Source organism: Kribbella sancticallisti (assembly GCF_039530625.1).
In the GTDB taxonomy this organism is placed as follows: domain Bacteria; phylum Actinomycetota; class Actinomycetes; order Propionibacteriales; family Kribbellaceae; genus Kribbella; species Kribbella sancticallisti.
This window is the reverse complement of the sequence record NZ_BAAAOS010000064.1, coordinates 47,298-71,496: the sequence shown is the minus strand read 5'-3', so window position 1 is coordinate 71,496 and position 24,199 is coordinate 47,298. Positions and strand designations below refer to the sequence as shown.

Below are 24,199 nucleotides of genomic sequence, written 5' to 3'. Positions count from 1 at the left end.
ACCCGTCGTCCTCGGCTGATCGCTGCCCCGGTCAGCCGAGGGCGACGCCTGCCGTCCGCAGTTCGGCGATGGCCTGCTCGGTGCTGCCCGGTGCCACCCCGGCGGTGAGCCCGGCCAGAACCTTCGTCCGGAATCCTTCGCGATGGGCGTCGAGGGCGGTCGCGCGGACACAGTAGTCGGTGGCGATCCCGCAGACGTCGACCTCGGTGACGCCCTTGTCCCGCAGCCATTCGGCCAGCCCCCGGCCCTCCTGGTTCTTGCCCTCGAACCCGGAATACGCCGCGGCGTACTCGCCCTTGTCGAAGATCGCGTCGAACGGCTGCGGGTCGAGGTTCGGGTGGAACCCGACGCCGTCCGTACCGGCCACGCAGTGCCGCGGCCAGGAGTCCACGAAGTCGGGGTGCTCGGAGAAGTGGTCGCCCGGGTCGATGTGATGGTCCCGGGTGGCGACGACGTACCTGTACTCCCTGTCGGCCGGCTCGGCCTCGTACCAGCGGTGCAGCAACTCACCGATCCGGAAGGCGACGTCCGCGCCTCCGCTGACCGCCAGGCTGCCGCCCTCACAGAAGTCATTCTGCACATCGACCACGATCAACGCCCTGGTCATCGCAACGCTCCTTCTGCCGTGTCCTGACCCCCACGGTACAAGCCGGGGCCGTCGACAGGGCGGAACCGGCCCGCGGCGCCGCGCGGCCGGGCTCCGGAATTGTTTTCAAGCGGTGATTTCAAATATACGGTCGACTGTCCGCATAATTACACCGGCGAATGACCGGAGTTTGCTGCGTAGTGCCGTCGGTGAATCTGGGTGGAGATTACCTATACGCCGCCGCGAGGCGTGCTGTACGCCTGCTGCAGCAGTGGTTCGTTTGTTTGACAACCGCTCGGGAAATGCCCGGGAATGCATTCTTCGGCGTATTGGAAATTGTTCCCCCCGGTGCTCTAATGATTCGCGATACGGCGTCTTGCCGGATCGGTGCCATCGCTTCGCTGGAGGAAACATGGACCAAAAGGTCGAGGTGCGCGAGCCGAGGAAGCTCCTCGTTCGCAAGCTCGAGAATCTCGAGACCACGCTGGTGATCACTGACCCGGGCGGCGGTGGCGGCGGCTGCCGCGACGCCACGTGCGGCTAGTCGATCGGATTCTCGGTCGGGGCGCGGGTGAGATTCCCGCGCCCCGATCTCCACGGGAGGGGTGAGGTCATGTTGCGGCCACGGATCAAGGGCATCCACAAACCGGTGCGGCTGACGCCCACGCTGATCAACATCGGCGGCCGGCAGCAGGACATCGGCGCGGAGATCGACGACGAGTACGGCGACCGCTGGCTGCTGCTCGGGCTGATGGACGGCACCCGGACCCGCGGCGAGATCGTCGCCGCGCTGACCGCCGATCGTCCCGAACTCCCGCCGGACGAGGTGGCCGACTCGATCCAGGCGCTGATCGACGCCGGGTACGTCGAGGACGCGGCCGCTCCGGTGCCGGACAACCTGAGCCCCGAAGAGGTCGAGCGCTACGACCGGGCGCTCACCTACTACTCATGGGTCGACCTGACCCCACGAACTTCCCGGTACGACGTACAGGCTCAACTGAAGGAGAGCCGCGTCGTAGTACTGGGTCTGGGCGGCACTGGCTCGGCGGTCGCCTCATCGCTGGTGGCAGCCGGCGTCGGTGCTGTGCACTGCGTCGACTTCGACACGGTGGAAGCGGGAAACCTGACCCGTCAACTGCTCTACGACGAGGGCGATCTCGGCGCCCGGAAGGTGCCGGTCGCGGTCGAGCGCCTCAGCCGGATGAACTCCCACGTCAAGGTCACCGGTCAGGAGACCCGGGTCGTCGACACGGAATCCGTGGCCGAGTTGATGCACGACCAGGACCTGCTCGTCCTGTGTGCCGACCAGCCGCAGAAGCTGATCCGCCAGTGGACGAACGAGGCCGCGCTGCGGACCGGGACGCCGTGGATGCTCGCGCAGTACGCCGGTCCGATGGCGGTGATCGGGTTGTTCGTCCCGGGCAAGACCTGCTGCCAGGCGTGTCTCGTGAGCATGACCGACTTCATCCGCGAGCAGTACGGCCAGGAACCCGAGGACCTGTTCCCCTTCGACGGGCACGCGGTGATCGGCCCGACCGCGAACCTCACCGGGCACATGGCGGCGATGGAGGCGATCTACCACCTCGGCGGAATCCCGACGAGCACGTCCGGCCGGATGTTCCACCTGAGCCTGACCGACCTGACCTACCACTACGTCGTCACACCGCGCACCGGCGAGAAGTGCGACACCTGCGGCTGGGTCGGGCAGTGACGGCAGTCGCTCTCGACGCGGACAGCCGCCCCGACGTCACCCGGCTGCTCGTCCGGCAGGAGGACGAGGACGAGTATGTCGTCGGCGATCCCGCCACCGGGCGGTTCGTCGTCGTACCGGAGGCGGGCGCGCGGCTGATCGAGTTGCTCGCCGCGGGGCACACCGTCGCCGAGGTCGCGGACCTGCTGGAGCAGGAACTGGGCGAACCGGTGGACGTGCTCGACTTCGTCGAGATGCTCGTCGAGGCCGGCATCATCGACGGCACGGCGGCGGTCGCGGCCGGCCGGACCGAGGCGGACCAGGCGGGCGACGCGGACAAGCCGGACGAGCCGAAGAAGAAGGTCAAGTACTGGGTGGTGTCGAAGATCCCGCCCTGGGTGGTGAAACCGCTGTTCGGCAAGGTGGCCTGGACGTTCTACGTCGGCTGCCTGGTCGCGACCCTGGTGATGTTCGTGCTCGACCACTCGCTGCTGCCGAGCTACGAGGACGCCTTCGTGGTGACCGACATCGTGCTCAGCCTGCTGATCACCAACGTCGTGGTGATGGGCCTGGCCGTGGTGCACGAGATCTGGCACGCGTTCGCGGGCGCCGCGGCCGGCGTACGGGCGCAGTTGCGGCTCGAGCGGCGGGGGATCTTCACCGTGCTGGAGACCGACCTGACCGGTCTGTGGGCACTGCCGCCCGCCAAGCGCTACAGCCCGTTCCTGGCCGGGATGGCGTTCGACGCGGTCATCCTGTTCGCGGCCGTCGCTCCACGGTTCGCGTACTCGCGGGGCTGGATCGACCTCTCACCGAACCTGGTCCGCTTCCTGGCCATGCTCGTGCTCAGCCAGGTCGGCAAGCTGGCCTTCCAGACGTTGGCCTACCTGCGCACCGACATGTACCTCGTGATGGCGACCGCGACCGGCTGCAAGAACCTGCATCAGGTCACCCGGTTGTCCCTCAAGCGCCTGATCCGCAAGCTGACTCCGCTCGAGCAGCGGATCCTGCGCGACGCGGACGCCAAGGACCTGCGGGTGGCCCGCTGGTACCGGCTGCTCTATCTCGCCGGGATCGTGTGGATGGTCTGGTTCGCCTTCAACTTCATCCTTCCCGCCGCCAAGGTGACGCTCGGCTGGGCCTCCGGCGTGATGGTCGGCGCGCCGGTCTTCAGCTTCTACTGGTGGGAGGGGATCCTGCTGATCGTCTTCGCGCTGGTCAACCTGACGATGCCGCTCGTCGTCGTGGTGCGGAACCGGATCCGGGCTCGGAGGGCGGCGGCATGACGGAGACCGTGCGACCGCGTCGTCTCAGGCGGTGGGGCCTGCTGGTCAGCATCGTCGTCACCTCGCTGAGCGTGCTGACGATGTCCGGCCTGGCGTTCGGAGTACTGCTGGGATCGTTCACCGCCAAGCCGGCCCTGGCCTGCGACCAGGTGCCCGGTACGCCGCAGGTGTTCGAGGGCAAACGCCATATCCCGTACGACGGTGCTCCGCACGATCCCTACCGCTCGATGCCGCCCACGTCCGGCCCCCACTCGCCGCGGGTGGTTCCGCCCGGGATCTACCGCAAACCCATTACCGAGGAGCTCCAGGTCCACGTCCTCGAACACGGGCACGTGCTGCTCCAGTACGCGCCCGACGTCTCCGCTGGCGACATCAAGGAACTCGAACGCCTCGGCCGCGAGTATCCCCGTGACGTGGTCGTCGCGCCCTATCCGGCCCTCGGGCACGGCATCGCCCTGACCGGCTGGCAACGCCTGCAACGGCTCGACACCGTCGACAAGAACGCGATCACCGAGTTCGCCACGAAGGTGCCCGGCCGCTACAACCACCAGTGGCGCGACGGCGCGACGGACTGCCTCCCGCCCGCCTCCTGAAATCCCGCCTGGCAGGCTGGGGCCAAAGCCCTTCGCCGAGCGGGAGGATCCGATGAAGCGTCCTGCGACGTCTCGTGGGCGGGACAAGCACGTGATCGCCTTGCTCGTCGTACCGGACGCCGTGGCGTTCGAGGTGGCCGTGGTGCAGCAGATCTTCGGTCGGCGGATCGAGTCGATCGCGGCGATCACGGGTTATCGGGACAGCCCGTACGAGGTCGTGCTGTGCGGGGAGAAGCGGCGTCAGGTATTGCCGTCCGGGGCGGACCTGGGGGAGTTGGCGCCGCTCGAGACGATGCTCACCGCCGACACGGTGATGGTGCCGGGGGTCGAGGATCCGCTCGCGCCGCGGAGCGCAGTACTGCTGGAGGCGTTGCGGGACGCGCACGCCGCCGGAGCCCGGATGGTGTCGTACTGCGGTGGGGCGTTCGTGCTCGGGCGGGCCGGGCTGCTCGACGGGCGGCGGGCGACCACGCACTGGCTGTTCTCGGCCGAGTTCCGGGCCGAGTTCCCGCTGGCCCGGCTCGAGGCCGAGAACCTGTACGTCGACGACGGGCTGATCCACACCTCGGGTGGGCTCTTCTCGGCGACGGATCTCGCCCTCCACCTGCTCGCGCTCGATCTGGGCCAGGCCTACGCCAACGACGCCGGCCGGCTCCTCGTCACCGCGCCGCGCAGGCCGGGTGGCCAGGCGCAGTTCATCAAGTCCTCGCTGCGCGCCGACGACCAGCCGCCGCTGGATTCGTTGCTGCACTGGATCCGCGAGCACCTGGACGAGCCGCTGACGCTGGCCCGGCTGGCGGCGTACGAGCATGTCAGCGAGCGCAGCCTGGTCCGGAAGTTCCGCCAGGCGACCGGGATGAGCGTGTTCGACTGGATCAGCACCGAGCGCGTCAGCCGCGCGAAACTGCTGCTCGAGACCACCGGCCATCCCGTCGCGGAGATCGCCGCGATGGCCGGCTTCGGCTCGTCGGAGACGCTGCGCCGCAACTTCGAGAAACACGCCGGTACGACGCCCGCCGCCTACCGCGCGACGTTCCGGGCGGACTCGGCGGGATCCGTGGGCCGATTGGCGCGATCTGTGTGAGGTAGGCAGATCCGGCCAACTAGCGTGACGGCCAGATCAGCTACCCCTGAAGGAGAACCGGATGCCCGCGTACGGATTTTTGGTCGAGTTCGAGGCTCGCGAGGGCAAGGAGAAGGACGTCGCCGAGTTCCTGGTCGACGCGAAGACGCTGGTCGACGCCGAGCCGGGCACGCTGGCCTGGTTCGCCTTCCAGACCGGACCGACCTCGTTCCGGATCTTCGACGCGTTCGAGACCGAGGAGGATCGGGAGACGCACCTGCACGGCAAGGTCCGCGAGGGCATCATCCACCGGCTGGACGAACTCTTCCGCAGCACGCCGGCCATCACCCCGGTCGACCTGCTCGCCAGCAAACTCCCGGGCTAGTCCGTGCTGGAGTCGAGGAAGGGCCGGATCGCGGCGGCGAAGGCTCCGGGGGCTTCGAGCCAGGGGTAGTGTGTTGCAAACGTTACAGGGCAAGACGGGCCGCGCACTCGGCTGCCAGGGCGACTGCCAGCGATTCGGCTGAGTCGTCGTCGCGTTCGGGGATGATGTGATGGACGGTGCCGGTCTCCCGCAGCGCGACCGCGGTGATCCGTTGGGCCGAGGCGAGTTCGGGTGCGCGACTGGTGTCGCCGTGCAGGATCGCGCTCGCGCCTTCCGGCGGAAGAGGTGCCAGCCAAGCGTGCTCGGCGGCGATGACAGTTGTTGCCGGCAGCAAGGCGAGCGCGCCGCCGCCGGTGCCTTGCCCGAGCAACAGCGACACGGTCGGCACAGTGAGTGTGGCCATCGTCGCGATGCACTGCGCGATCTCCGCCGCGATGCCACCGGTCTCGGCGGCGGCTGAGAGTTCGGCGCCCGGGGTGTCGATCACGGTGACCAGTGGCAGACCGAGGTCCTCGGCCAGCCGCATGCCCCGGCGGGCTTGGCGGAGGGCGCTCGGCCCCATCGCCTTGCGCTGCGAACGATCCTGGCCCACGAGCACGCAGGGTTGACCGTCGAGCCGCGTCAACGCGACCAGCACGCACGCATCCGGCTCGGTCAACCTGACCGTGCCGGTCGCGCCATACCGCAGCAAGTCCCGTACTCCGGCGCGATCCTGCCGCCTGGTACGCAGTACGGAATCCCAGCCGTCCGCCGGGCCTGGCTCGCCCGTACGCCGCACCAGCGCGGGTGGCGTCGCGGGATCGACCAGCACGCCGAGAGCCCGGTCGAGAAGGACGGGAAGGTCCTCGGCCTCGACGACTCCGTCGATCACCCCGTGCGCCGCGAGGTTCTCCGCAGTCTGTACTCCGGCCGGGAACGGCTCGCCGTACAGAGCCCGATAGACCTTGGGCCCGAGGAAACCGATCAGCGCACCGGGTTCCGCGACGGTGACGTGCCCGAGCGACCCCCACGAGGCGAACACGCCGCCGGTCGTCGGATGCCGCAGGTGCACCAGGTAGGGCAGCCCGGTGGCCTTGTGTGCCATCAGCGCGCGCGAGATCCGGACCATCTCGACGAACGCGGGAGCGCCCTCCTGCATCCGCGTTCCACCGGAAGCCGTCGACGCGAGGATGGGCAGGCGCTCAGCCGTTGCCCGCAGTACGGCGTCGGTGATGCGGGCGGCGGCGGCCCGGCCGATCGAGCCCGCCAGGAAGCCGAACTCGCTCACCAGCACGGCAACCGGCCGGCCGTGCATCAGTCCACGGCCGGTCAGCACGGACTCGTCGGTCCCGGCGCGAGCGGTCGCCGCCTCCAGTTGCTCGCGGTACGACGGGTCGGGCTCGACCGGCCGGTCCCACGACTCGAACGAGCCCGGGTCGAGCACGACCTCGATCAACTCCCGCGCGCCCGGCCGGTTCACGACAACCAGGCCCTGATCGCGGCGCCGTGCTGATCGAGCGTCGGGGGAGCGGCGTGCTCGCGCGGCGTCGTCTCGTCGGCGCCGGAGAAGAAGCGCAGCGGCGGGCCGGGCAGAGTCAACGGCCCGAGCGTCGGGTGGTCGACCTCGACGAGCAGTCCCTGACTCGCCGTCTGATCCCAGCTGTAGACCTCGTCGAGGCCGCGCACCTTGCCGGCCGGAATCCCGGCCTCGCTCAGCCGGGCCAGCAACGCTTCAGCGGTCCATTCGGCGAACGCTTCCTCCACCACCTGGATCACCCGCTGCCGATCGGCCACCCGCTCGGCATTGGTCGCCAGCCCTTCCGGCGACAGCTCGAAGGCATCGCAGAACCGTTGCCACAGGCCCTCGCTGCCCACCGCGATCTGTACCGCGCCGTCCGCACAATGGAACAGTCCGTACGGCGCGATCGACGGATGGTGGTTGCCTTGAGCAACACCGACCTCGCCGGCCACCGTGTAGCGCGTGCCCTGGAAGGCGTGCACGCCGACCACCGCGGCCAGCAGGGACGTCCGTACGACGCTGCCGCTGCCGGTGACGGCCCGCTCGTGCAACGCGGCGAGTACGCCGTACGCGCCGTACATGCCGGCGAGCAGGTCCGCGATCGGCGTACCGACGCGTTGCGGGTCGTCCGGGCCGGAGCCGGTCAGCGACATCAGTCCGGCCTCGCCCTGGGCGATCTGGTCGTACCCGGCCCTACCGCCCTCGGGACCGTCGTGCCCGAAACCCGTGATCGACAAGACGACCAGTCGCGGATTGCGCTCGCGGAGCGCGTCGATGCCGAGACCGAGCCGTTCGAGCACACCGGTCCGGAAGTTCTCCACCAGCACGTCGGCACGATCGACCAACCGCAGCAGCACGGCGCGGTCGGCGTCGGACTTGAGGTCGAGCGCGATCGACTCCTTGTTCCGGTTGGCCGACAGGAAGTACGTCGACTCGCGGGGATCGCCGACGAACGGCGGTCCCCAACCGCGGGTGTCGTCGCCGCGACCGGGTGCCTCGATCTTGATCACCCGGGCGCCGAGATCGCCGAGCATCATCGTCGCGTGCGGTCCGGCCAGCGCGCGGGACAGGTCGACCACCAGGACGTCGTGCAGCGGGCCGGGCATCCGCGTCACCAGCCCGGCAGCACGAGCGCGGCCCAGACCAGGAGCGGTCCGACCAGTACCACGATCATGCTGTAGGTCAGGATCTGCTTGTAGTACACGGGTTCCTCGATCGTGTCCGGCCGTTCGCCAGCATCAGCGCGCCGTTGGTGGAGAACGGGCTGACGTCGACGATGGTCGAGGCGACCGCGAGGGCGGCGACGAAGAAGCCCGCGCTGATCCCGCCGTTGGCGATCAGCGGCACCGCGATCGGGATGATCACCGGCAGCAGCGCGGTCGAGGACGCGAACGCCGACACCACTCCACCGACGTAGCAGAGGATCAGCGCGCCGATCACGACGGCGCCGAGCCCGGCCGCCCACTTGCCGACGAACTCGGGGGAGCCCGCCTCGGTCAGGATCGCGGCGTACGTGCTGACGCCGGCGACGAGCAGGACGGTGGGCCAGGCGATCTGCCGGACGGCGTCCTTGTGCTCCTTGGGTGCCATCGTCGCCAGGATGACGGCGGCGGTGATCGAGACGAAGCCGATGTTCTTGTCGAAGATCAACGCGACCAGCGCGACGCAGACGAAGGCGACCAGCGTCAGCACCTGATCCCGCCGTACGCCGAGGGCCTGGGTGCCGGTCGGCGCGGAGGTCCCCATGCCGCGGGCGGGCACCGTCGCGCCGCCCCGGTGCAGGTCCTCTTCGAGCGTGTCGGGGTCATTGGGATCGACCCGCTGGGACATCAGTCTGCGGCCGCCGAGCAGGACGAACAGGATCGCCGCCATCACCAGGTTGACGACAAGGCTGGACAGGAAGACCGTCATCTCGCTGGAGGGCAGGTTGTTCTCCTCCATCACCGAGTTGGTGATCGTGCCGTAGATGCTGATCGGGGAGAAGCCGCCGCCCTGCGCGCCGTGCACGACGAACATGCCCATCATCAGCGGGTTGATCTTGTAGCGGCCGGCGAAGCCGAGTGCGATCGGGCCGATGATCGCGCAGGCGGCCGGACTGGCCGCGCCGATCGCGGTCAGCAGTGCGGTGACCGCGAACATCACCCAGGGGATCAGCGCGACCCGCCCGCCGACGGCCCGGACCGCGCTTCTGACGATCAGGTCGACGGTTCCGTTGTTCTTGGCTATCGCGAACAGATACGTGACGCCGATCAGGGTGAGTACCAGGTCACCGCTGACGCCGGCCAGGATCTCCCTCTCGCTCAGGTCGAGCGAGTACATCCCGACGAGCCACGCCGCGACGTACGCGAGGGCTCCCATGTTGATCGGCAGCAGCGTGCCCATCACGAAGAGCGCGACGAGCGCGAGGATCGCTACCCATTCTGGTCCCATGGTGATGTCCTAACTCCGGGGGCGGAAAGCCTTTGTCGCGTGGCTCACTGGCCTAGCCAATAGTTCAATGACCCAATTGTCAATAAGCTGTGCGGTATGGCAGACGACCGCTTCCCTCGTCCCGTACTCCGCACCCGGCTGTACGAGCAGGTCGCCGAGCAGATCACCAACTGGATCTCCGAGAACGGTCTCGGCGTCGGGGATCGGCTGCCGCCCGAGCGTGAACTCGCCGCCCGGCTGGGGGTCAGCCGGGCCACCTTGAGCCAGGCTCTGGTCGCGCTCGAGGTGATCGGGGTCGTAATGGTCCGGCACGGCGACGGCACGGTGCTGACCGAGCGGGTCCGGACCGGCCCGGTGATCGACGCGATCCGGGCGCACGCGGACCGGCTGCCCGAGATCATCGAGGCGCGGGACGCGCTGGAGTCGAAACTGGCCGCGCTCGCCGCCGTCCGGCGTACGGATGCCGACCTGGCCGCGATCCGGGCCGCGCTGGAGGAGATGGAGCGCGACATCGCGGCCGGCGGGCGTGGCGTCGAGGGCGACGAGCAGTTTCACGGGGCCGTCACGACCGCGGCCCGGTCCTCGTTGCTCGCGCAGATGATGGGGGCGCTGGAGGATCTGATCAAGGAGACGCGGCTGGAGTCGCTGTCCCAGCCCGGCCGCCCGCGCGAATCGCTGGCGGGCCACCAGCGGGTCGCCGACGCGATCGCCGCGGGCGATGCCGACGCGGCGGCGCAGGCGATGCACGACCACGTGATGCTGGTCAGCGACGTCGCCCTGCTGCGCGAGCAGCCGTGACGGGGGCCGAGCAACTCATCGTCATCGGCGCCGGCCTGGTCGCGGGACTGCTCACGACCACGGTCGGCGTCGCGTCGCTGGTGAGCTTCCCGGTGCTGGTGGCGCTGGGGATTCCGCCGGTAGTGGCCAACGCGTCGAACACGCTCGGCCTGATCCCGGGTGGGCTGAGCGGATCGCTCGGCTACCGGCGCGAGTTGCGCGAGCAGCCGAGCGCGACCTGGGCTGTCGTGCTGACCTGCGCACTCGGCTCGGTCGGCGGCGCGACGCTGCTGCTGGCCTTGCCGCCGGGCGTGTTCGAGGCTGTCGTGCCGTGGTTGATCCTCTTCACCTGCCTGATCGTCGGCGCTCAGCCGTGGATTTCGAGATGGCTGCGTTCCCGCCACACCCACGCGCCGGAGCCGCGAACCGCGATGTCTCCCGTCACCACCGTCTTCGCCGCGCTCACCGGCGTGTACGGCGGGTACTTCGGAGCGGGGTCCGGGGTGATGATGATGGCCGTGCTCGGCCTCGGCCTCGATCTGGAGTTCCGGGTGGTCAATGCCCTCAAAACCCTCGCCGTCCTGGCCGCGAACGTCGTCGCCGGCATCATCTTCATCTTCGTCGCCGACCTCAATCTCACCGCCGTCGGCCTCCTCGCCATCGGCTCGGTCGTCGGCGGCTACGCGGGAGCCCATCTCGGCCGCGTGCTCCCGCCCACCCTCCTCCGCATCCTCATCGTTCTGGCCGGCATCACCGCCGCCATCGCCATGCTCTGAGTCGGCCCGGGAATCTGCCGGGGATTCGCGCCCATCCGCGGGCGCCGTGGTTCCGAAGCGTTGGTGACCTGGTGGTGAGCCAGGTCACTACAGGGAGGAGCTAGTCATGAGCGATGCGACACGACGCGGTTTTCTCGTGTTCGCAGGTGCGGGCACCGCGGCTGCGGTCGGGGCAGCGGTTGCCGGACCGCAACTGTTCGGCGAGGAGACGGCGGAAGCGGCTACGCCGACGGCGCAGGGACTGGAGTCGGTCGACCTGGCGACCGCCGAGTCGTTCGTCGTCCACGTGCAGGACGTCGAGGCCGGCAAGTTGTCCATCCTGGTCGGCGACCGCGAGGTACTGGTCACCGACCGAGAACTCGCCGCCCGCCTGGCCGGCGTGACGACGGCCTGAGGGGGAGGGACATGTCCTCACATCGCGAAGCACCGGAGATCTCCAAGGACCCGGTGGCCGACAACACCGACGTCTACGCGTTCGTCAGCCCGGACAAGCCGGACACGGTGACGTTGATCGCCAACTTCATCCCGTTCCAGAACCCGTACGGCGGCCCGAACTTCTACGAGTTCGGCGACGACGTGCTGTACCAGATCCACGTCTCCAACGGAGCCGACGGCCGGGCCGACATCAGCTACCAGTTCCGCTTCCACGCCGAGATCCGGAACAAGAAGACCTTCCTCTACAACACCGGCCCGATCACCTCGATCAAGGACAGCACCTGGAACCGGCCGCAGTACTACTCGGTCACCCGGGTGGAGAACGGCAGGTCCCGGATCCTGGCGCGGAACCTGCGGGTGCCGCCGGTCAACATCGGCCCGCGCAGTACGCCGGACTACACCAAGCTGGCCGGCGAGGCGATCCAGACGATCGGACCGAACCGGAAGGTGTTCGCCGGGCAGCGGGCGGACGGCTTCTTCGCCGACCTGGGCAGCATCTTCGACCTCGGCACACTCCGGCCGTTCCAGTTGGCGCACCTGATCCCGTCGGCCGCGGCGATGGGCGTCAACGGCCTGCAGGCGCAGAACGTGCACACCATCGCCCTGCAGGTACCGATCACGGACCTCACCCGGGACGGGAAGCGGCCCCAGGACGTGCTCGACCCGAAGGCGGTGATCGGGGTGTACGCCTCGGCGAGCCGGCGGCAGTCGAAGTTGCTCGACGGGCTCGGTCTGGCCCGCTGGCACGGCCCGTACCGGCAGGTCTCGCGGCTCGGGAACCCCTTGTTCAACGAGGTGATCGTGCCGATGGCGGAGAAGGACAAGTGGAACGCGCGGGCCCCGAAGGACGACAAGGCGTTCGCCGAGTACGTGACGAAGCCGGAGCTGGCGGGGTTGTTGCCGGTGCTGTATCCGGGGGTGTTCCCGAAGCTGGCAGCCTACAAGAAGCCGCGGGCCGACCTGGCGGCGATCCTGCTGACCGGGATCCCGAAGGGCGTGGTACCGGGGTTCCAGAACTACACCGGGCCGGTGCAGGCGGACATGCTGCGGCTGAACGTCGCGGTACCGCCGTCGAAGGCTCCTGACCCGCTCGGCCTGGTCGCGGGCGACGCGGCCGGTTTCCCCAACGGACGCAGGGTCTTCGACGACGTGGTGACGGTCGAGCTGCGGGCAGTGGCCGGGCTGACGATCCCGCTGGTCGACCCGTCGTTCACCCCGGACGCCGCGGCGGGGGCGATCAAGGACGGTACGTCGAACACGAACTCCGACTACCTGACGAAGTTCCCGTACCTCGGCACGCCGGCCGGGGGCTATCAGACCAAGCCCGGAATCCCGGCCGTTTCATGACCGAGAATCCGCACGCGGGCAAGGGGTCCTCGGTCCTGCTGGACATCGGCGGCGACGTCGGCGCCCTCGTCATCGACTGTCCGTCGGCCCTCGAAGGCGTGGAGATCGAACTGCGTCCGGTCGGTCACTCGGCTGATGAACATCATCACGGGGATGGTCATCAGCACAGTCACCTACCGCACGTGGCCGTGGTCCCGAGGCCGTCGCCGGAGGGGGAGACGATCCACTCCGCCGTCTTCTTCGAGGTGCCACAGGGCCGGTACGAGCTGTATGTCCGGCCGGACGGTCCGGTCAGGCTGGCCGTCGACGTCACCGGCGGCGAGGTCACCGCCGCGGACTGGCCGACCTGACGAAACACGCGTGCCCCCACCCGGGAACGGGTGGGGGCACGCGCGTCTCAGGCCAGGCCGGTCAGGGACGAGATGGTTGCCTTGTGCAAGCGCGGGATCACGTTCAGGGTCTTGGGGTCGCTGCGGTACAGGTGCGACGCGGACTCGTAGACGAGGTAGGCGCGGCCGCCGTACTCGGTGATGCCCTCGGACATGCTCGGCGCCCGGAAGCAGCTCAGCCTGGCCTTGTCGAGGTCCGGCTGGCCGCGGCGGACGACGTACAGGTTGCTGCGCTTGTCGCGGCCGTACGAGGTGCTGAAGACGAAGTGGCTGCCGGTGACGAGCAGGCCCTGGGTCTTCGTCGGCACCTCCCACGCCTTGTTGATCGTGGTCAGCGTGCCGTTGCTGTTGATCTTGTACTGGTACATCTTGTCGCGGCCCTTGTCGTTGAACTTGCCGGACCACAGGTAGCCGCCGTAGCTGGTCAGGAAGGACGCGCCGTAGACCTTGCGCTCGGAGCCGACCGCCTTCAGGTACGGCGTACCGGCGGCCTTCATCGCCGCCTTCAGCGAGGACAGTTTGTACTTGCGGATGCCGTTGGTGCTGCCCTGGACGAACGCCCAGCCGTTGCTGGTGGTGATGCCGCCGGCGTGGGTGGCGGCGATCGCGACCACGCCGACCGTCTTGTTGGTGGCCGGGTCGATCCCGATGATCTGCGAGTTCGCGCCCTTGCGGTACGCCGTGACGAGGATCAGGTCCTTCGAGCCGTCCCAGTTCCACCAGGTGCCGGCGCCCTGCGGCGTGTGGGTGCCGAGGTTCGGGACCGCGGCGCTGTTGCTGAAGCGCGCGTCGTAGACCTTCGACGCGGACGGCCCGTCGTAGAACGGCTTGCCACCGGTCGCGGTGCTGCAACTGATCGCGGCCGTGGCCTGCGTGCTCAGCGTGGCGGCCTGTGAGGTGTCCGGTCCCTTGACCGCCACGGTGACAGCGGTTCCGGCGGCCAGTACTCCGGCCAGCCCGAGCGCGGTGACCACGCGACGACGGGAGAAGGAGGTGGGGCGCAACATGTATTCCTCTCGAGATCTTCGGATTCGATCGACTGCTCCGACGATCGCCGACGGCCCGTGGTTCCGCGTCAGGGCAAGCTCGCGGTGAGGGCGTCGACGAGTTGGTCGAGTGCTGTGGGTTCCAGGTCAGGGGTGCGGGCGGCGAAGTGCGGGTGGTTCCAGCCGGTGCCGCCGAAGCCGTGGTAGCTGCCGCCTGACTGCTCGACGATGAGCCGCCCGGCGCAGATGTCCCACGGGCTGACCGCGGTACCGACTGAGGCATCGGCCCAGCCCGCTGCGACGTGCGAGAGGCTGAGCGCCGCACTGCCCGGCCGCCGCACCGTCCCGTACTCCGTGACGAGTGCGCCGTAGCGCTCCAGCGCGACCGGGCCGTCGGTAGCCAGGTCGCGAGCGCTCGGGTAGCTCGTGAGGAGCATCGCCTCGGCCTCGTCCGGCACACCAGCGGAGCGAAGGCGGTCGCCGTTGAGAAACGCCCCGGACAGGTCGGCCGTGAAGAGGTGGTCGGCCATCGGGTCGAGGACCGCGCCGGCCACGATCCGGCCGTCGACCACGGCGCCGATCGACGTACAGAAGAAGGCGAGTCCGCGGGCGAAGTTCGCGGTACCGTCGATCGGGTCTATGTACCAGGTGACGTCGCCCGATCCCTCGTGGGCGCCATCCTCCTCGCCGACGACGCTGCTGCCGGGCACACGGGTGGTGAGCAGGGCGGAGATCGCTTCCTCGGCCCGGCGGTCGTGCACAGTGACCGGGTCGTGCTGGTCGCGCTTGAACTCGACGTTCATCCCGCTGCGGAAGGCGGCGCGCAGATCCGCCGCGACGAGCCGGGCCGCTTCGGCGGCGGTGGCGGACAGTTCCTGCGAGTAGACGGCCAGGTCGGCATCGGAAGGCATTGACTCAAGCTAGCCGACGCCGATGTCAGGTCAGGTCGAGTCGCGGCGGACGAGGGTGGTGGGGAGGATCACGGCGGCGGGTTGTTCGCCGTTGATCCGTCACCCGGCGGCGCTCCTCCGCGGTACCGGCGACCATCAGCAGCAGCGGCATGTCCCGCTTGGCCAGGGCATCCGCCGCGCCGCGGAGCAGAACCGAGAAGTTCGGGTCCTCGAACAGCAGTTGGTGCGGCTCGGTGAGCAGGAACGCGACCGAGTTCGCCCGGCCGGTGACCAGGCTGCGGGCGTGCCGGTTGGCGGCGTACCCGGTCGAGCGGATCGCGGCCTGCACCGCGGTGAGTGCTTCCGGCGAGACCCAGTGGCCGCCGTTCAGCACCCGGGAGACGGTGCCGCGGGAGACCCCGGCGACGGCGGCCACGTCCTTGATGGTGGGTCGCCTACGGCCACCGGTCTGCTCCACAGGCGCTGCCCCGGCCTCCTCTGGAGGGCCAGCGGGTGGACTGTGAAGGTGGGGAGGCGTCTGGGTGTGGAAGGCTCGCGGGAGTGTTGGTGACTGGTGAAGGGGCGTTGGAATGGCTGAGCGGACGAACTGGGCGGGCAACATCACCTTCTCGACAGCTGTTCAGGCGCCGGGATCGGTGCCGGAGTTGCAGGAGTTGGTGAGGTCGTCCGAGCGGGTGCGGGTGCTCGGGACCGGGCATTCGTTCAACCGGATCGCCGACACCTCCGGCACGCTGGTCTCGGTGCTGGACCTGCCCCGAGTGGTCACGATCGAGGAGTCGGCGGTGACGATCTCGGCCGGGCTCCGGTACGGCGAGGTGACGGCGGCGCTGCAGGCCGAGGGGAAGGCGCTGCACAATCTGGGCTCCCTGCCGCACATTTCGGTGGCGGGCGCGTGCGCCACCGGAACGCACGGATCCGGCAACGCGAACGGGACACTCGCGTCGGCCGTCACGGCGATCACCTTCATCGACGCTCGCGGCGAACTCGTCACCCTGAGCAAGGGTGACCCCGACTTCCTCGGCTCGGTGATCTCCCTCGGCGCGCTCGGCGTGACGGTCCAGATCCAGCTCGAGACCCGGCCGACGTACGAGATCAGCCAGGTCGTGTACGACGGGCTGCCGCTGGATCGGCTCGGCTCGGACTTCGAGGAGATCTTCGCGAGCGCCTACAGCGTGAGCGCGTTCACCGACTGGCTCGACCCGGACGTGATGGTCTGGCGCAAACTGCGCGCCGGTACGCCGTACGAGCCGACCTGGCTGGGCGCGCACCTGGCGGATGGGGCCAGGCACCCGATCAAGGCGATGCCGGCCGACTTCGCGACTCAGCAAGGTGGTGTCGTCGGCCCGTGGAACGAGCGGCTGCCGCACTTCCGGCTCGAGTTCACCCCGAGCAACGGGGAGGAGTTGCAGTCGGAGTACTTCCTGCCGCGCGCCGCGGCCGGCGAGGCGTTCGAGGCGCTGCGGGCGCTCGGGTCGAAGCTCGCACCGGTGATGCAGATCTCCGAGGTCCGGACGATCGCCGCCGACGACCTCTGGCTGAGCCCGAGCCAGGGCCGTGACACGGTCGCCTTGCACTTCACCTGGATCCAGGACGAGGCCGCCGTCCTCCCCGTGGTCGAAGCCTTGGAAGCCGCCCTGCTCCCACTAGACGCCCGCCCCCACTGGGGCAAGGTCTTCACCGCCGACGCCGCCACCCTGCGCGAGGTCTACCCGAAGGTCCCGGACTTCATCCCCCTCGCCGCGAAGTACGACCCAGACGGCAAGTTCCGCAACGACTACCTGAACACCTACCTACCCGCTACCTAGCCCTCCGGGCAGTCCCAGCTCACCCAGCCCTCCGGGCAGGCCCCAGCTCACCCAGCCCTCCGGGCAGGTATCCGGCTGCGGCAACCACACCCGCGAGCTCACTGCCCCAGCCCGGCACACGCGGCAGCCGAACTCCCGCCGTCACCCCCAACCAACTGTTGACGGTCCTGAGCCCTTCGCCTACCTTTTGTCGAAACGCTTCGACGAAGCGTTTCGATGATCGGCGGAGGCAGCATGGCGACGATGACCGACGTGGCTCGGCGGGCCGGCGTGTCCGTCAGCACGGTGTCGTACGTCCTGACCGGAACCAGGCCGATCTCCGACGCCACCCGCGACCGCGTACTGGCAGCGATGGCCGAACTCGACTACCAGCCGAACGCGATGGCACGCGGACTCGCAAGCCGACGGAGCAACATCATCGGCCTGCTCCTCCCGCTGACCGGCCGAGCGCTGGGAGCGACCGAGACGGCTTTCGTCACCGGAGCGACCGAGGCCGCGCGCGAGGCCGGCTACCACCTGATGCTGTGCCCGGTCGGCACCGACGACAGCGACGAACTGCAGACGCTCGCCACCCAGCGGCTGCTCGACGGCTTCCTCGTGATGGAGGTCCAGCTGTCCGACCGCAGAGTCGACCTGCTCCGCAAGCTGGAGTCGCCGTTCGTGCTGATCGGCCGGACCGAGGACCCCACCGGACTCGCCTGCGTGGACATCGACTTCGACCAGACCGTCGACGACGCGGTGGCGCACCTGGTCCAGCTCGGCCACGAAGCTGTTGCCTACGTCAACCACTCCGCAGCGAGCCTGGCCAGCGGCTACGGCCCGGCGAAGCGGACCGCGGCCGCCTTCGAGGCCGCGCTGCGACGGCACCGGATCACCGGCGTGATGGTGCCGACGGACGACACCGCGACCGGCGGCCGGCAGGCGATCCGGGAAGCCCGCGAGCGGTGCCCACGGTTGACCGGCGTCCTGGTGATGAACGAGAACGCCGCGCTCGGCATCCTGGCCGAGCTCCGGGAAGCAGGCCTCGACGTGCCGTGGGACATCTCGGTGGTGTCGATGGTCACGTCGGAGGTCGTCGCCGACCTGGCGAGTCCGGCCCTGACCGCGATGACCTCACCGGGGTCCGCCCTGGGAGCAGCCGCCACGCGAGTCCTGCTCAAGCGACTCGCCGACGGCGACGGTACGACGTACGAAGAGTTGTTGCCCTGTGTGCTGGAGGTCCGGGGGACCAGCGCCAGACCACGCAAGAAGAAGTAGTTGGTGTCCGCCGCCGCGCTGCAACGCGACGACGGACCGAGGAACCACCGGACAGACACCCGTTCAAAGGAGTACACCCATGCGGTCTCCCCGCACCATGATCTCAATGGGGGCTGCGATCGTCTCGCTCGCCCTCGTCCTGGCCGGCTGCAGCGGCGGCGATGACAGCGGCGGTGACGCCGGCGGCACCGGCACCGGCACGCTCAAGCTCTGGCACTACGAGAGCGCGAACGGCGCGATGGGCAAGGCCTGGGACCGCGCCATCGAGGTGTTCAAGACCGAGCACCCGGGCGTCACCGTCGAGTTCGAGCGCAAGGCCTTCGAGCAGATCCAGCAGAACGCCTCGATGATCCTCGCCTCCGACCAGGCACCGGACCTGATGGAGTACAACAAGGGCAACGCCACCGCCGGCCTGCTGAGCTCAAAGGGCCTGCTCACCGACCTGAGCGACGAGGTCGCGAGCCGCGGCTGGGACAAGGCGCTCAGCCCGAGCCTGCAGACCACCGCCAAGTACGACGAGAAGGGCGTGATGGGCACGGGCAACTGGTTCGGCATCCCGAACTACGGCGAGTACGTGATGGTCTACTACAACAAGGCGCTCTTCCAGCAGTACGGCGTCACCGTGCCGAAGACGCTCGACGAGTTCACCGCGGCGATGGACAAGTTCGTCGCGAAGAAGGTGACTCCGCTCGGGATGGCCGGCGCGGAGTACCCGGCCGGCCAGCTGTACTACGAACTGGCGCTCTCCAAGGCGGACCGGTCGTTCGTCGACAACTACCAGCTCTACAAGGGCAGCGTCGACTTCACGGCCGACCCGCTCAAGTACGGCGCCGACACCTTCCGCGACTGGGTCCAGAAGGGCTACATCTCCAAGCAGTCGGCCAGCCTGAAGGCCGAGGACATGGGCACCGCGTTCATCGCCGGCAAGACGCCGATGATCGTCAGCGGGTCCTGGTGGTACGGCCGGTTCGCCAGCGAGATCAAGAAGTTCGAGTGGGGCACGTTCCTGTTCCCCGGCAACAAGCTGAACGCGGGCTCGTCCGGCAACCTCTGGGTCGTCCCGGAGCAGTCGAAGAACAAGAAGCTGGCCTACGACTTCATCGACATCACCATGCGGCCGGAGATCCAGACGATCATGGCCAACAACGGCGGCGTCCCGGTCAAGGCGGACCTGGCCAAGGTGACGGACCCGAAGAACAAGGAACTGATCGCCAACTTCGAGGCCATCACCCAGGCCGACGGACTCGCCTTCTACCCCGACTGGCCGGTCCCCGGGTACTACGACGTCCTGGTCGCGGGCGGCCAGTCGCTGATCAACGGCTCCAAGAACCCCGACCAGGTGCTGACCGACCTCGGCAAGGCCTACGACCAGGGTGTCCAAGAAATCAAGAACGGATGACCAGGGGCAAGGCAGGCTTCTGGTGGTACCTGCTGCCCGGCGCCGTCGCTTTCACCGCCATCGTCGCCGTCCCGTTCGGCGCGAACCTGTACCTGTCGCTGACGAAGTGGTCCGGCATCGGCGATCCGCGCTGGATCGGGCTGGACAACTACACCCGGCTGCTGCGCGACGACGTCTTCTGGACGTCGTTCCGCAACACCGCGGCGATGGTGATCGCGATGGTGGTGATCCCGACGCTGATCGGGCTGGTGCTGTCGGCCACGTTGTTCGACGTGATCGGCCGGAGGTTCGGCCAGAAGACGGCGTCGTTCCTGCGGGCCACCTTCTACCTGCCGCAGGTGCTGCCGGTGGTTGTCGCCGGCATCCTCTGGGGCTGGCTGCTCCGGCCGGACGGCGCGGTGAACGCCGTCGGCCGGGCGATCGGACTCGGCGAGCACGACTGGCTGGGTGATCCGAAGACCGCGCTGCCGATGGTGATGCTGGTGCTGATCTGGGTCCAGATCGGCTATCCGGTGGTGATCTTCATGGCCGCGCTGCAACGGGTCGACCCCGACCTGTACGAGGCGGCGGAGATCGACGGCGCCGGCTGGTTCCGCCGATTCCAGGCGATCACGCTGCCGCAGATCCGGCCGGAGACGTTCGTGGTCGCGCTGACCTGCACGATCGCCGCGCTGAAGGTGTTCGGTCCGATCTGGGCGCTCACCCGCGGCGGCCCGAACAACGCGACCACCGTTCCGTCGTACTTCGCCTACAACGCGTTCTTCAACAAGCTGCAGGTCGGGTACGGCGCCGCCGTGGCGACCGCCCTGACCCTGGTGATCGTTGTCGTCAGCATCGGATTTCTGAAGGTGCAGGGAAGGGTCGAGGAGTCATGACCACACTCACGCTCACCCGGAGCCGCGTCTCCCGCAAGGATCCGGACCGCTACAAGCAGGGCACGGCCCGCTGGGTCGTACTCGCCCTGGTCGTCCTGACAGCGGCGCTGGTCCTGGTGCCCTTCCTGATCATGGTGATGAACGCCTTCAAGTCGCCCGCCGACTATTCCGGCAACGGCCCGCTCGCCTGGCCGGAGTCGTTCCAGCTCGACGGGCTGAAGAACTACTGGCAGCAGGTCCACTTCGAGGGCAAGCTGCTCAACTCGATCATCATCTCGGGCTCCGTCGCGATGCTGGGCGTGGTCCTGTCGCTGCTCAACGCGTACGCGCTCGGCGTCGGCCGGGTCCGCGGCCGGATCTGGATCACCGGGCTCTTCCTGCTGGCGAACATGATCTCGCAGGAAGCGCTGGTCTACCCGCTCTACTCGATGGCGAAGTCGTTCGGCCTCTACAACAGCAGGCTGAGCGTGATCATCATCTTCACCGTCATCCAGAGCGCGTTCGGCACCTACCTGCTCGCCTCGGTGCTCGGGACGTTCCCGAAGGCACTGCTCGAGGCGGCCGCGCTGGATGGCGCGGGGCGGTGGACCACGCTGTGGCGGGTCGTCGTACCGACCGTCCGGCCGACCCTGTCGGTGCTGCTGATCTTCTTCTTCATCTGGACCTGGAACGAGTTCTTCATCCCGCTGGTGATGCTGATCGACAACAGCACCCAGACCGTCCCGCTCGCCCTCGCCTCCCTGCAGGGCGACCGGCTGATGGACGCCACCACCACGAACGCCGGGGCGCTGATCAGCCTTCTCCCGACCGTCGTGTTCTTCCTGATCTTCCAGCGCACGCTGACTCGCGGCGTCACCGTCGGCGCGGTCAAGTAGAGAGGCCATTGATGAAGTTCACAGACGGCTACTGGCAGCTGCGCCCGGGCCTGACCCGGTTGCGCCCCGCGGCGGTCGAGAGCGTGGAGACCACCGAACGCTCGGTGATCGTGTACGCGCCGGCCAAGCAGATCGTCGGGCGCGGCGACACCCTGAACCAGCCGTTGTTCACCATCACCCTCAGCTCGCCCGCGGCCGACGTCATCGGCGTCCGGATCGAGCACCACAGCGGTGGCCTGCCGCCCCGGCCGGCCTTTCAGTTGGCGACCGAGGACGACCATCCGGTGAAGGTCGAGCAGGACGAGGAGACGGTCCGGCTGACCAGCGGTGACCTCACCGCCGTGATCAAGCTGGACGGGCCGTGGGACCTGCGCTTCGAGCGTGACGGCCGGGTGCTGACCGACTCGGCGGCCCGCAGCATCGGCCTGATCACCGACCAGCAGGGCCGGCACTTCCTGCACGAGCAACTCGCGCTCGGCGTGGGGGAGACCGTCTACGGCCTCGGCGAGCGGTTCGGCCCGCTGGTGAAGAACGGCCAGGTCGTCGACATCTGGAACGCCGACGGCGGCACGTCCAGCGAGCAGGCGTACAAGAACGTGCCCTTCTACCTGAGCAGCGCCGGGTACGGCGTACTGGTGGACACCCCGGCCAAGGTCTCCTTCGAGGTCGGCTCGGAGGTGGTGTCGCGGAACCAGTTCAGCGTCGAAGGCCAGGAATTGTCGTACTACGTGATCGGCGGTCCGGCTCCGAAGGACGTGCTCCGCCGGTACACCGCGCTCACCGGTCGGCCGGCTCGCGTACCGGCGTGGTCGATGGGCCTGTGGCTGTCCACCTCCTTCACCACCGACTACACCGAGCAGACCACCAGCACCTTCGTCGACGGGATGGCGTCGCGGGACCTCCCGCTCAGCGTCTTCCACTTCGACTGCTTCTGGATGCGCCAGTTCCACTGGTGCGACTTCCTCTGGGACCCGGTCGCCTTCCCCGATCCGGCCGGCATGCTACGCCGGCTGAAGGACCGCGGCCTGCGGATCAGCCTGTGGATCAACCCCTACATCGCGCAGCGGTCGGCCCTGTTCGACGAAGGACGCCGGCTCGGCTATCTGCTGAAGCGGCCGGACGGCTCGGTCTGGCAGTGGGACATGTGGCAGGCCGGGATGGCGATCGTCGACTTCACCAACCCGGCGGCGACCGCGTGGTTCCGGGAGAAGTTGCAGGCGTTGATCGATCTCGGCGTCGACTGCTTCAAGACGGACTTCGGCGAGCGGATCCCGGCGCGGGACGTCGTCTGGTTCGACGGTTCCGACCCGGAGCGGATGCACAACTACTACCCGCACCTCTACAACAAGGCCGTGTTCGACCTGTTGAAGGACAACCGCGGCGAGGGCGACGCAGTACTGTTCGCGCGGTCGGCGACGGTCGGTGGGCAGCAGTTCCCGGTGCACTGGGGTGGCGACTGCGAATCGACCTTCGAGGCGATGGCCGAGTCGCTGCGCGGTGGCCTGTCGCTGGCCTCGTCCGGCTTCGGCTACTGGAGCCACGACATCGGCGGTTTCGAGGGGACCCCCGACGCGGCGGTCTTCAAGCGATGGGTGCCTTTCGGCCTGCTGTCGTCACACTCGCGTCTGCACGGCTCCGGGTCGTACCGGGTGCCGTGGGCGTTCGACGAGGAAGCAGTCGACGTACTGCGTCGCTTCACGAAGCTGAAGATGTCGCTGATGCCCTACCTGGCGGGTGTCGCCGAGGAAGCCCACACCGACGGTACGCCGATGATGCGGCCGATGGTGCTGGAGTTCCCCACGGATCCAGGTGTCGCGTACCTCGAGCGGCAGTACATGCTCGGCCCGGACCTGCTGGTGGCGCCGGTGATGAGCAAGGACGGCGAGGTCCGGTTCTACCTCCCCGAAGGCACCTGGACCGACCTGCTCAGCGGCGAGAAGTTGGCCGGGAGCCGTTGGGTCACCCAGACGCACGGCTTCGACAGTCTGCCGGTGCTTGTTCGTGAGGGCGCGGTGATCGCCATCGGCGCCGTCGAGGACCGCCCGGACTACGACTGGGCTGATGGCGTGGAGTTGCGGTGGTTCGCTCCCGTCGAGGGGCAGAAGGCCCGGGTCCGCCTCCCCGGTCCGAACGGGGAGACGGCCGCCGCGATCGAGCTGACCCTGACCGATGGCCAGGTGACTGCCCGGGTGGTCGAGGGCAGTTGCGAGCGGTTTACGGTCGCCGTTCGAAGCTGAGGGACTGCAGCGACAGGGCTTCGTTCGAGAAGACGGCATAGAGAGCGTGCACCCCGCGTGCTTCGGCGAGCGGGGTGCTGCTTTCGGTCCAGGTGTGCCGGTGACCGGTCGACGGCACCTGCACGGTGCCCAGGACCGGGCCGTGCAGCGGGTCGTCCAGCCGCAGTTCGATCGTGCCCGCTCCTTGATCGGACGCCACCGAGGCGACACAGTGGCCGGCCCCATCGGCCAGGTCGACGTCCTCGAAGACGAGCCACGCGCCGCTTTCCAGCGAGCGGACGGCGTCGCCGCGCTCGGGTGAGGCGTCGGCCAGGGTGATAGCGCAGTACTCGTCGAAGGCTGTCGCGTCCAGCGGTGCCGAGTAGATCTCGCGGGCGGGGATCCGCTCGCCGTGGACGTCGAAGGCGGCGGTCAGCCTGGTGTCCGTGACCGTCTTGGAGTTGGCCGCGTGGACTGCTCGCACCAGCCGGTCCTGGCCGGCGGGGAGCTCGAGCTCGGCGCGGTCTTCCGTCTCGCGGCCGTTCACCAGGGGATGGTTGCCCACTACAACGATAGCCACGTCGGCGGCCGCGGCGAGCTCGGCGGCCCGGGCCACTCCG

The 24,199-nt window shown here is 68.7% G+C and carries 25 protein-coding genes; 17 read left to right on the top strand and 8 right to left on the bottom strand.

Annotated elements, in window-relative coordinates; translation table 11 throughout:
• Nucleotides 1–31: 31 nt before the first annotated feature.
• Complete coding sequence (locus ABD255_RS39895; protein ID WP_344222025.1) at nt 32–607, bottom strand: nicotinamidase; 576 nt, start codon at nt 605–607, stop codon at nt 32–34.
• Nucleotides 608–998: 391 nt separating this feature from the next.
• Here ABD255_RS39895 and ABD255_RS39890 point away from each other — a divergent pair, with 391 nt between their 5' ends.
• From ABD255_RS39890 to ABD255_RS39865, 6 genes are all read left to right on the top strand, one after another.
• A complete protein-coding gene (locus tag ABD255_RS39890; protein WP_344222024.1) occupies nt 999–1,130 on the top strand; it encodes a hypothetical protein in 132 nt (43 codons plus the stop codon).
• A 69-nt stretch (nt 1,131–1,199) separates the two neighbouring features.
• Nucleotides 1,200–2,297 carry a ThiF family adenylyltransferase gene (locus ABD255_RS39885; protein WP_344222023.1) on the top strand — a complete coding sequence of 366 codons (1,098 nt, stop codon included), beginning with the start codon at nt 1,200–1,202 and terminating at the stop codon, nt 2,295–2,297.
• Complete coding sequence (locus ABD255_RS39880; RefSeq protein WP_344222022.1) at nt 2,294–3,562, top strand: PqqD family protein; 1,269 nt, start codon at nt 2,294–2,296, stop codon at nt 3,560–3,562. Before ABD255_RS39885 ends, ABD255_RS39880 begins: the two co-directional genes overlap by 4 nt.
• Nucleotides 3,559–4,155, top strand: coding sequence for a thioredoxin-like domain-containing protein (locus ABD255_RS39875; protein ID WP_344222021.1), 597 nt, complete (start codon nt 3,559–3,561; stop codon nt 4,153–4,155). The genes ABD255_RS39880 and ABD255_RS39875 overlap by 4 nt, the downstream gene beginning before the upstream one ends.
• A gap of 52 nt (nt 4,156–4,207) precedes the next feature.
• Nucleotides 4,208–5,239, top strand: coding sequence for a GlxA family transcriptional regulator (locus ABD255_RS39870; RefSeq protein WP_344222020.1), 1,032 nt, complete (start codon nt 4,208–4,210; stop codon nt 5,237–5,239).
• 61 nt (nt 5,240–5,300) lie between these two features.
• Nucleotides 5,301–5,603, top strand: a complete 303-nt coding sequence (locus tag ABD255_RS39865; protein ID WP_344222019.1) for a putative quinol monooxygenase — start codon at nt 5,301–5,303, stop codon at nt 5,601–5,603.
• A gap of 82 nt (nt 5,604–5,685) precedes the next feature.
• Here ABD255_RS39865 and ABD255_RS39860 read toward each other — a convergent pair whose 3' ends face one another.
• The 3 genes from ABD255_RS39860 to ABD255_RS39850 all read right to left on the bottom strand — a co-directional run bounded on the left by ABD255_RS39860 (nt 5,686) and on the right by ABD255_RS39850 (nt 9,531).
• Nucleotides 5,686–7,062 (bottom strand): carboxyl transferase domain-containing protein, encoded by a 1,377-nt coding sequence (locus ABD255_RS39860; RefSeq protein WP_344222018.1) that lies wholly within the window; start codon nt 7,060–7,062, stop codon nt 5,686–5,688.
• Nucleotides 7,059–8,207 carry a CaiB/BaiF CoA transferase family protein gene (locus ABD255_RS39855; protein WP_344222017.1) on the bottom strand — a complete coding sequence of 383 codons (1,149 nt, stop codon included), beginning with the start codon at nt 8,205–8,207 and terminating at the stop codon, nt 7,059–7,061. The genes ABD255_RS39860 and ABD255_RS39855 overlap by 4 nt, the downstream gene beginning before the upstream one ends.
• Nucleotides 8,208–8,283: 76 nt before the next feature.
• Nucleotides 8,284–9,531 (bottom strand): SLC13 family permease, encoded by a 1,248-nt coding sequence (locus tag ABD255_RS39850; protein WP_344222016.1) that lies wholly within the window; start codon nt 9,529–9,531, stop codon nt 8,284–8,286.
• 96 nt (nt 9,532–9,627) lie between these two features.
• On the opposite strand from ABD255_RS39850, the gene ABD255_RS39845 reads away from it, so the two are divergent.
• The 5 genes from ABD255_RS39845 to ABD255_RS39825 all read left to right on the top strand — a co-directional run bounded on the left by ABD255_RS39845 (nt 9,628) and on the right by ABD255_RS39825 (nt 13,216).
• Complete coding sequence (locus ABD255_RS39845) at nt 9,628–10,329, top strand: FadR/GntR family transcriptional regulator (protein WP_344222015.1); 702 nt, start codon at nt 9,628–9,630, stop codon at nt 10,327–10,329.
• Nucleotides 10,326–11,084 carry a sulfite exporter TauE/SafE family protein gene (locus ABD255_RS39840; protein ID WP_344222014.1) on the top strand — a complete coding sequence of 253 codons (759 nt, stop codon included), beginning with the start codon at nt 10,326–10,328 and terminating at the stop codon, nt 11,082–11,084. The genes ABD255_RS39845 and ABD255_RS39840 overlap by 4 nt, the downstream gene beginning before the upstream one ends.
• Before the next feature lie 106 nt (nt 11,085–11,190).
• Nucleotides 11,191–11,478 carry a twin-arginine translocation signal domain-containing protein gene (locus ABD255_RS39835; RefSeq protein ID WP_344222013.1) on the top strand — a complete coding sequence of 96 codons (288 nt, stop codon included), beginning with the start codon at nt 11,191–11,193 and terminating at the stop codon, nt 11,476–11,478.
• Nucleotides 11,479–11,489: 11 nt separating this feature from the next.
• Nucleotides 11,490–12,866 carry a DUF4331 domain-containing protein gene (locus tag ABD255_RS39830; protein WP_344222012.1) on the top strand — a complete coding sequence of 459 codons (1,377 nt, stop codon included), beginning with the start codon at nt 11,490–11,492 and terminating at the stop codon, nt 12,864–12,866.
• Entirely contained in the window at nt 12,863–13,216 is a 354-nt protein-coding gene (locus ABD255_RS39825; RefSeq protein ID WP_344222011.1) for a hypothetical protein, read from the top strand. Before ABD255_RS39830 ends, ABD255_RS39825 begins: the two co-directional genes overlap by 4 nt.
• Before the next feature lie 47 nt (nt 13,217–13,263).
• Here ABD255_RS39825 and ABD255_RS39820 read toward each other — a convergent pair whose 3' ends face one another.
• The 3 genes from ABD255_RS39820 to ABD255_RS39810 form a co-directional block, all read right to left on the bottom strand.
• A complete protein-coding gene (locus ABD255_RS39820; protein WP_344222010.1) occupies nt 13,264–14,262 on the bottom strand; it encodes a hypothetical protein in 999 nt (332 codons plus the stop codon).
• Nucleotides 14,263–14,330: 68 nt separating this feature from the next.
• Nucleotides 14,331–15,152 (bottom strand): inositol monophosphatase family protein, encoded by an 822-nt coding sequence (locus ABD255_RS39815; RefSeq protein ID WP_344222009.1) that lies wholly within the window; start codon nt 15,150–15,152, stop codon nt 14,331–14,333.
• A 25-nt stretch (nt 15,153–15,177) separates the two neighbouring features.
• Complete coding sequence (locus tag ABD255_RS39810) at nt 15,178–15,609, bottom strand: LacI family DNA-binding transcriptional regulator (RefSeq protein WP_344222008.1); 432 nt, start codon at nt 15,607–15,609, stop codon at nt 15,178–15,180.
• A 112-nt stretch (nt 15,610–15,721) separates the two neighbouring features.
• On the opposite strand from ABD255_RS39810, the gene ABD255_RS39805 reads away from it, so the two are divergent.
• The 6 genes from ABD255_RS39805 to yicI all read left to right on the top strand — a co-directional run bounded on the left by ABD255_RS39805 (nt 15,722) and on the right by yicI (nt 23,600).
• Complete coding sequence (locus ABD255_RS39805) at nt 15,722–16,957, top strand: D-arabinono-1,4-lactone oxidase (RefSeq protein WP_344222007.1); 1,236 nt, start codon at nt 15,722–15,724, stop codon at nt 16,955–16,957.
• 234 nt (nt 16,958–17,191) lie between these two features.
• The gene (locus tag ABD255_RS39800) at nt 17,192–18,214 is read left to right on the top strand and encodes a LacI family DNA-binding transcriptional regulator (protein WP_344222005.1); all 1,023 of its coding nucleotides are present in this window, start codon (nt 17,192–17,194) and stop codon (nt 18,212–18,214) included.
• 106 nt (nt 18,215–18,320) lie between these two features.
• Nucleotides 18,321–19,613: an ABC transporter substrate-binding protein gene (locus tag ABD255_RS39795; protein ID WP_344222004.1), complete on the top strand. Its 1,293-nt coding sequence runs from the start codon at nt 18,321–18,323 to the stop codon at nt 19,611–19,613.
• Nucleotides 19,610–20,488 carry a carbohydrate ABC transporter permease gene (locus ABD255_RS39790; RefSeq protein WP_344222003.1) on the top strand — a complete coding sequence of 293 codons (879 nt, stop codon included), beginning with the start codon at nt 19,610–19,612 and terminating at the stop codon, nt 20,486–20,488. Before ABD255_RS39795 ends, ABD255_RS39790 begins: the two co-directional genes overlap by 4 nt.
• On the top strand, nt 20,485–21,363 hold the full coding sequence (locus ABD255_RS39785) for a carbohydrate ABC transporter permease (RefSeq protein WP_344222002.1): 879 nt from the start codon (nt 20,485–20,487) through the stop codon (nt 21,361–21,363). The genes ABD255_RS39790 and ABD255_RS39785 overlap by 4 nt, the downstream gene beginning before the upstream one ends.
• Before the next feature lie 11 nt (nt 21,364–21,374).
• The gene (gene yicI / locus ABD255_RS39780; protein WP_344222001.1) at nt 21,375–23,600 is read left to right on the top strand and encodes an alpha-xylosidase; all 2,226 of its coding nucleotides are present in this window, start codon (nt 21,375–21,377) and stop codon (nt 23,598–23,600) included.
• On the opposite strand, the gene ABD255_RS39775 is transcribed toward yicI, so the two are convergent.
• Complete coding sequence (locus ABD255_RS39775) at nt 23,578–24,144, bottom strand: carbohydrate-binding protein (protein WP_344222252.1); 567 nt, start codon at nt 24,142–24,144, stop codon at nt 23,578–23,580. The two genes, yicI and ABD255_RS39775, sit on opposite strands and share 23 nt — an antisense overlap.
• Nucleotides 24,145–24,199: the final 55 nt, after the last annotated feature.

Coding starts and splice junctions, on each gene's coding strand:
- ABD255_RS39805 (WP_344222007.1), top strand. CDS start 15,722: ATGGCTGAGCGGACGAACTGGGCGGGCAACATCACCTTCTCGACAGCT.
- ABD255_RS39895 (WP_344222025.1), bottom strand. CDS start 607: ATGACCAGGGCGTTGATCGTGGTCGATGTGCAGAATGACTTCTGTGAG.
- ABD255_RS39885 (WP_344222023.1), top strand. CDS start 1,200: ATGTTGCGGCCACGGATCAAGGGCATCCACAAACCGGTGCGGCTGACG.
- ABD255_RS39820 (WP_344222010.1), bottom strand. CDS start 14,262: ATGTTGCGCCCCACCTCCTTCTCCCGTCGTCGCGTGGTCACCGCGCTC.
- ABD255_RS39825 (WP_344222011.1), top strand. CDS start 12,863: ATGACCGAGAATCCGCACGCGGGCAAGGGGTCCTCGGTCCTGCTGGAC.
- ABD255_RS39865 (WP_344222019.1), top strand. CDS start 5,301: ATGCCCGCGTACGGATTTTTGGTCGAGTTCGAGGCTCGCGAGGGCAAG.
- ABD255_RS39800 (WP_344222005.1), top strand. CDS start 17,192: ATGGCGACGATGACCGACGTGGCTCGGCGGGCCGGCGTGTCCGTCAGC.
- ABD255_RS39875 (WP_344222021.1), top strand. CDS start 3,559: ATGACGGAGACCGTGCGACCGCGTCGTCTCAGGCGGTGGGGCCTGCTG.
- ABD255_RS39795 (WP_344222004.1), top strand. CDS start 18,321: ATGGGGGCTGCGATCGTCTCGCTCGCCCTCGTCCTGGCCGGCTGCAGC.
- ABD255_RS39845 (WP_344222015.1), top strand. CDS start 9,628: ATGGCAGACGACCGCTTCCCTCGTCCCGTACTCCGCACCCGGCTGTAC.
- ABD255_RS39830 (WP_344222012.1), top strand. CDS start 11,490: ATGTCCTCACATCGCGAAGCACCGGAGATCTCCAAGGACCCGGTGGCC.
- ABD255_RS39850 (WP_344222016.1), bottom strand. CDS start 9,531: ATGGGACCAGAATGGGTAGCGATCCTCGCGCTCGTCGCGCTCTTCGTG.
- ABD255_RS39785 (WP_344222002.1), top strand. CDS start 20,485: ATGACCACACTCACGCTCACCCGGAGCCGCGTCTCCCGCAAGGATCCG.
- ABD255_RS39890 (WP_344222024.1), top strand. CDS start 999: ATGGACCAAAAGGTCGAGGTGCGCGAGCCGAGGAAGCTCCTCGTTCGC.
- ABD255_RS39790 (WP_344222003.1), top strand. CDS start 19,610: ATGACCAGGGGCAAGGCAGGCTTCTGGTGGTACCTGCTGCCCGGCGCC.
- ABD255_RS39835 (WP_344222013.1), top strand. CDS start 11,191: ATGAGCGATGCGACACGACGCGGTTTTCTCGTGTTCGCAGGTGCGGGC.
- ABD255_RS39815 (WP_344222009.1), bottom strand. CDS start 15,152: ATGCCTTCCGATGCCGACCTGGCCGTCTACTCGCAGGAACTGTCCGCC.
- ABD255_RS39855 (WP_344222017.1), bottom strand. CDS start 8,207: ATGCCCGGCCCGCTGCACGACGTCCTGGTGGTCGACCTGTCCCGCGCG.
- ABD255_RS39870 (WP_344222020.1), top strand. CDS start 4,208: ATGAAGCGTCCTGCGACGTCTCGTGGGCGGGACAAGCACGTGATCGCC.
- yicI (WP_344222001.1), top strand. CDS start 21,375: ATGAAGTTCACAGACGGCTACTGGCAGCTGCGCCCGGGCCTGACCCGG.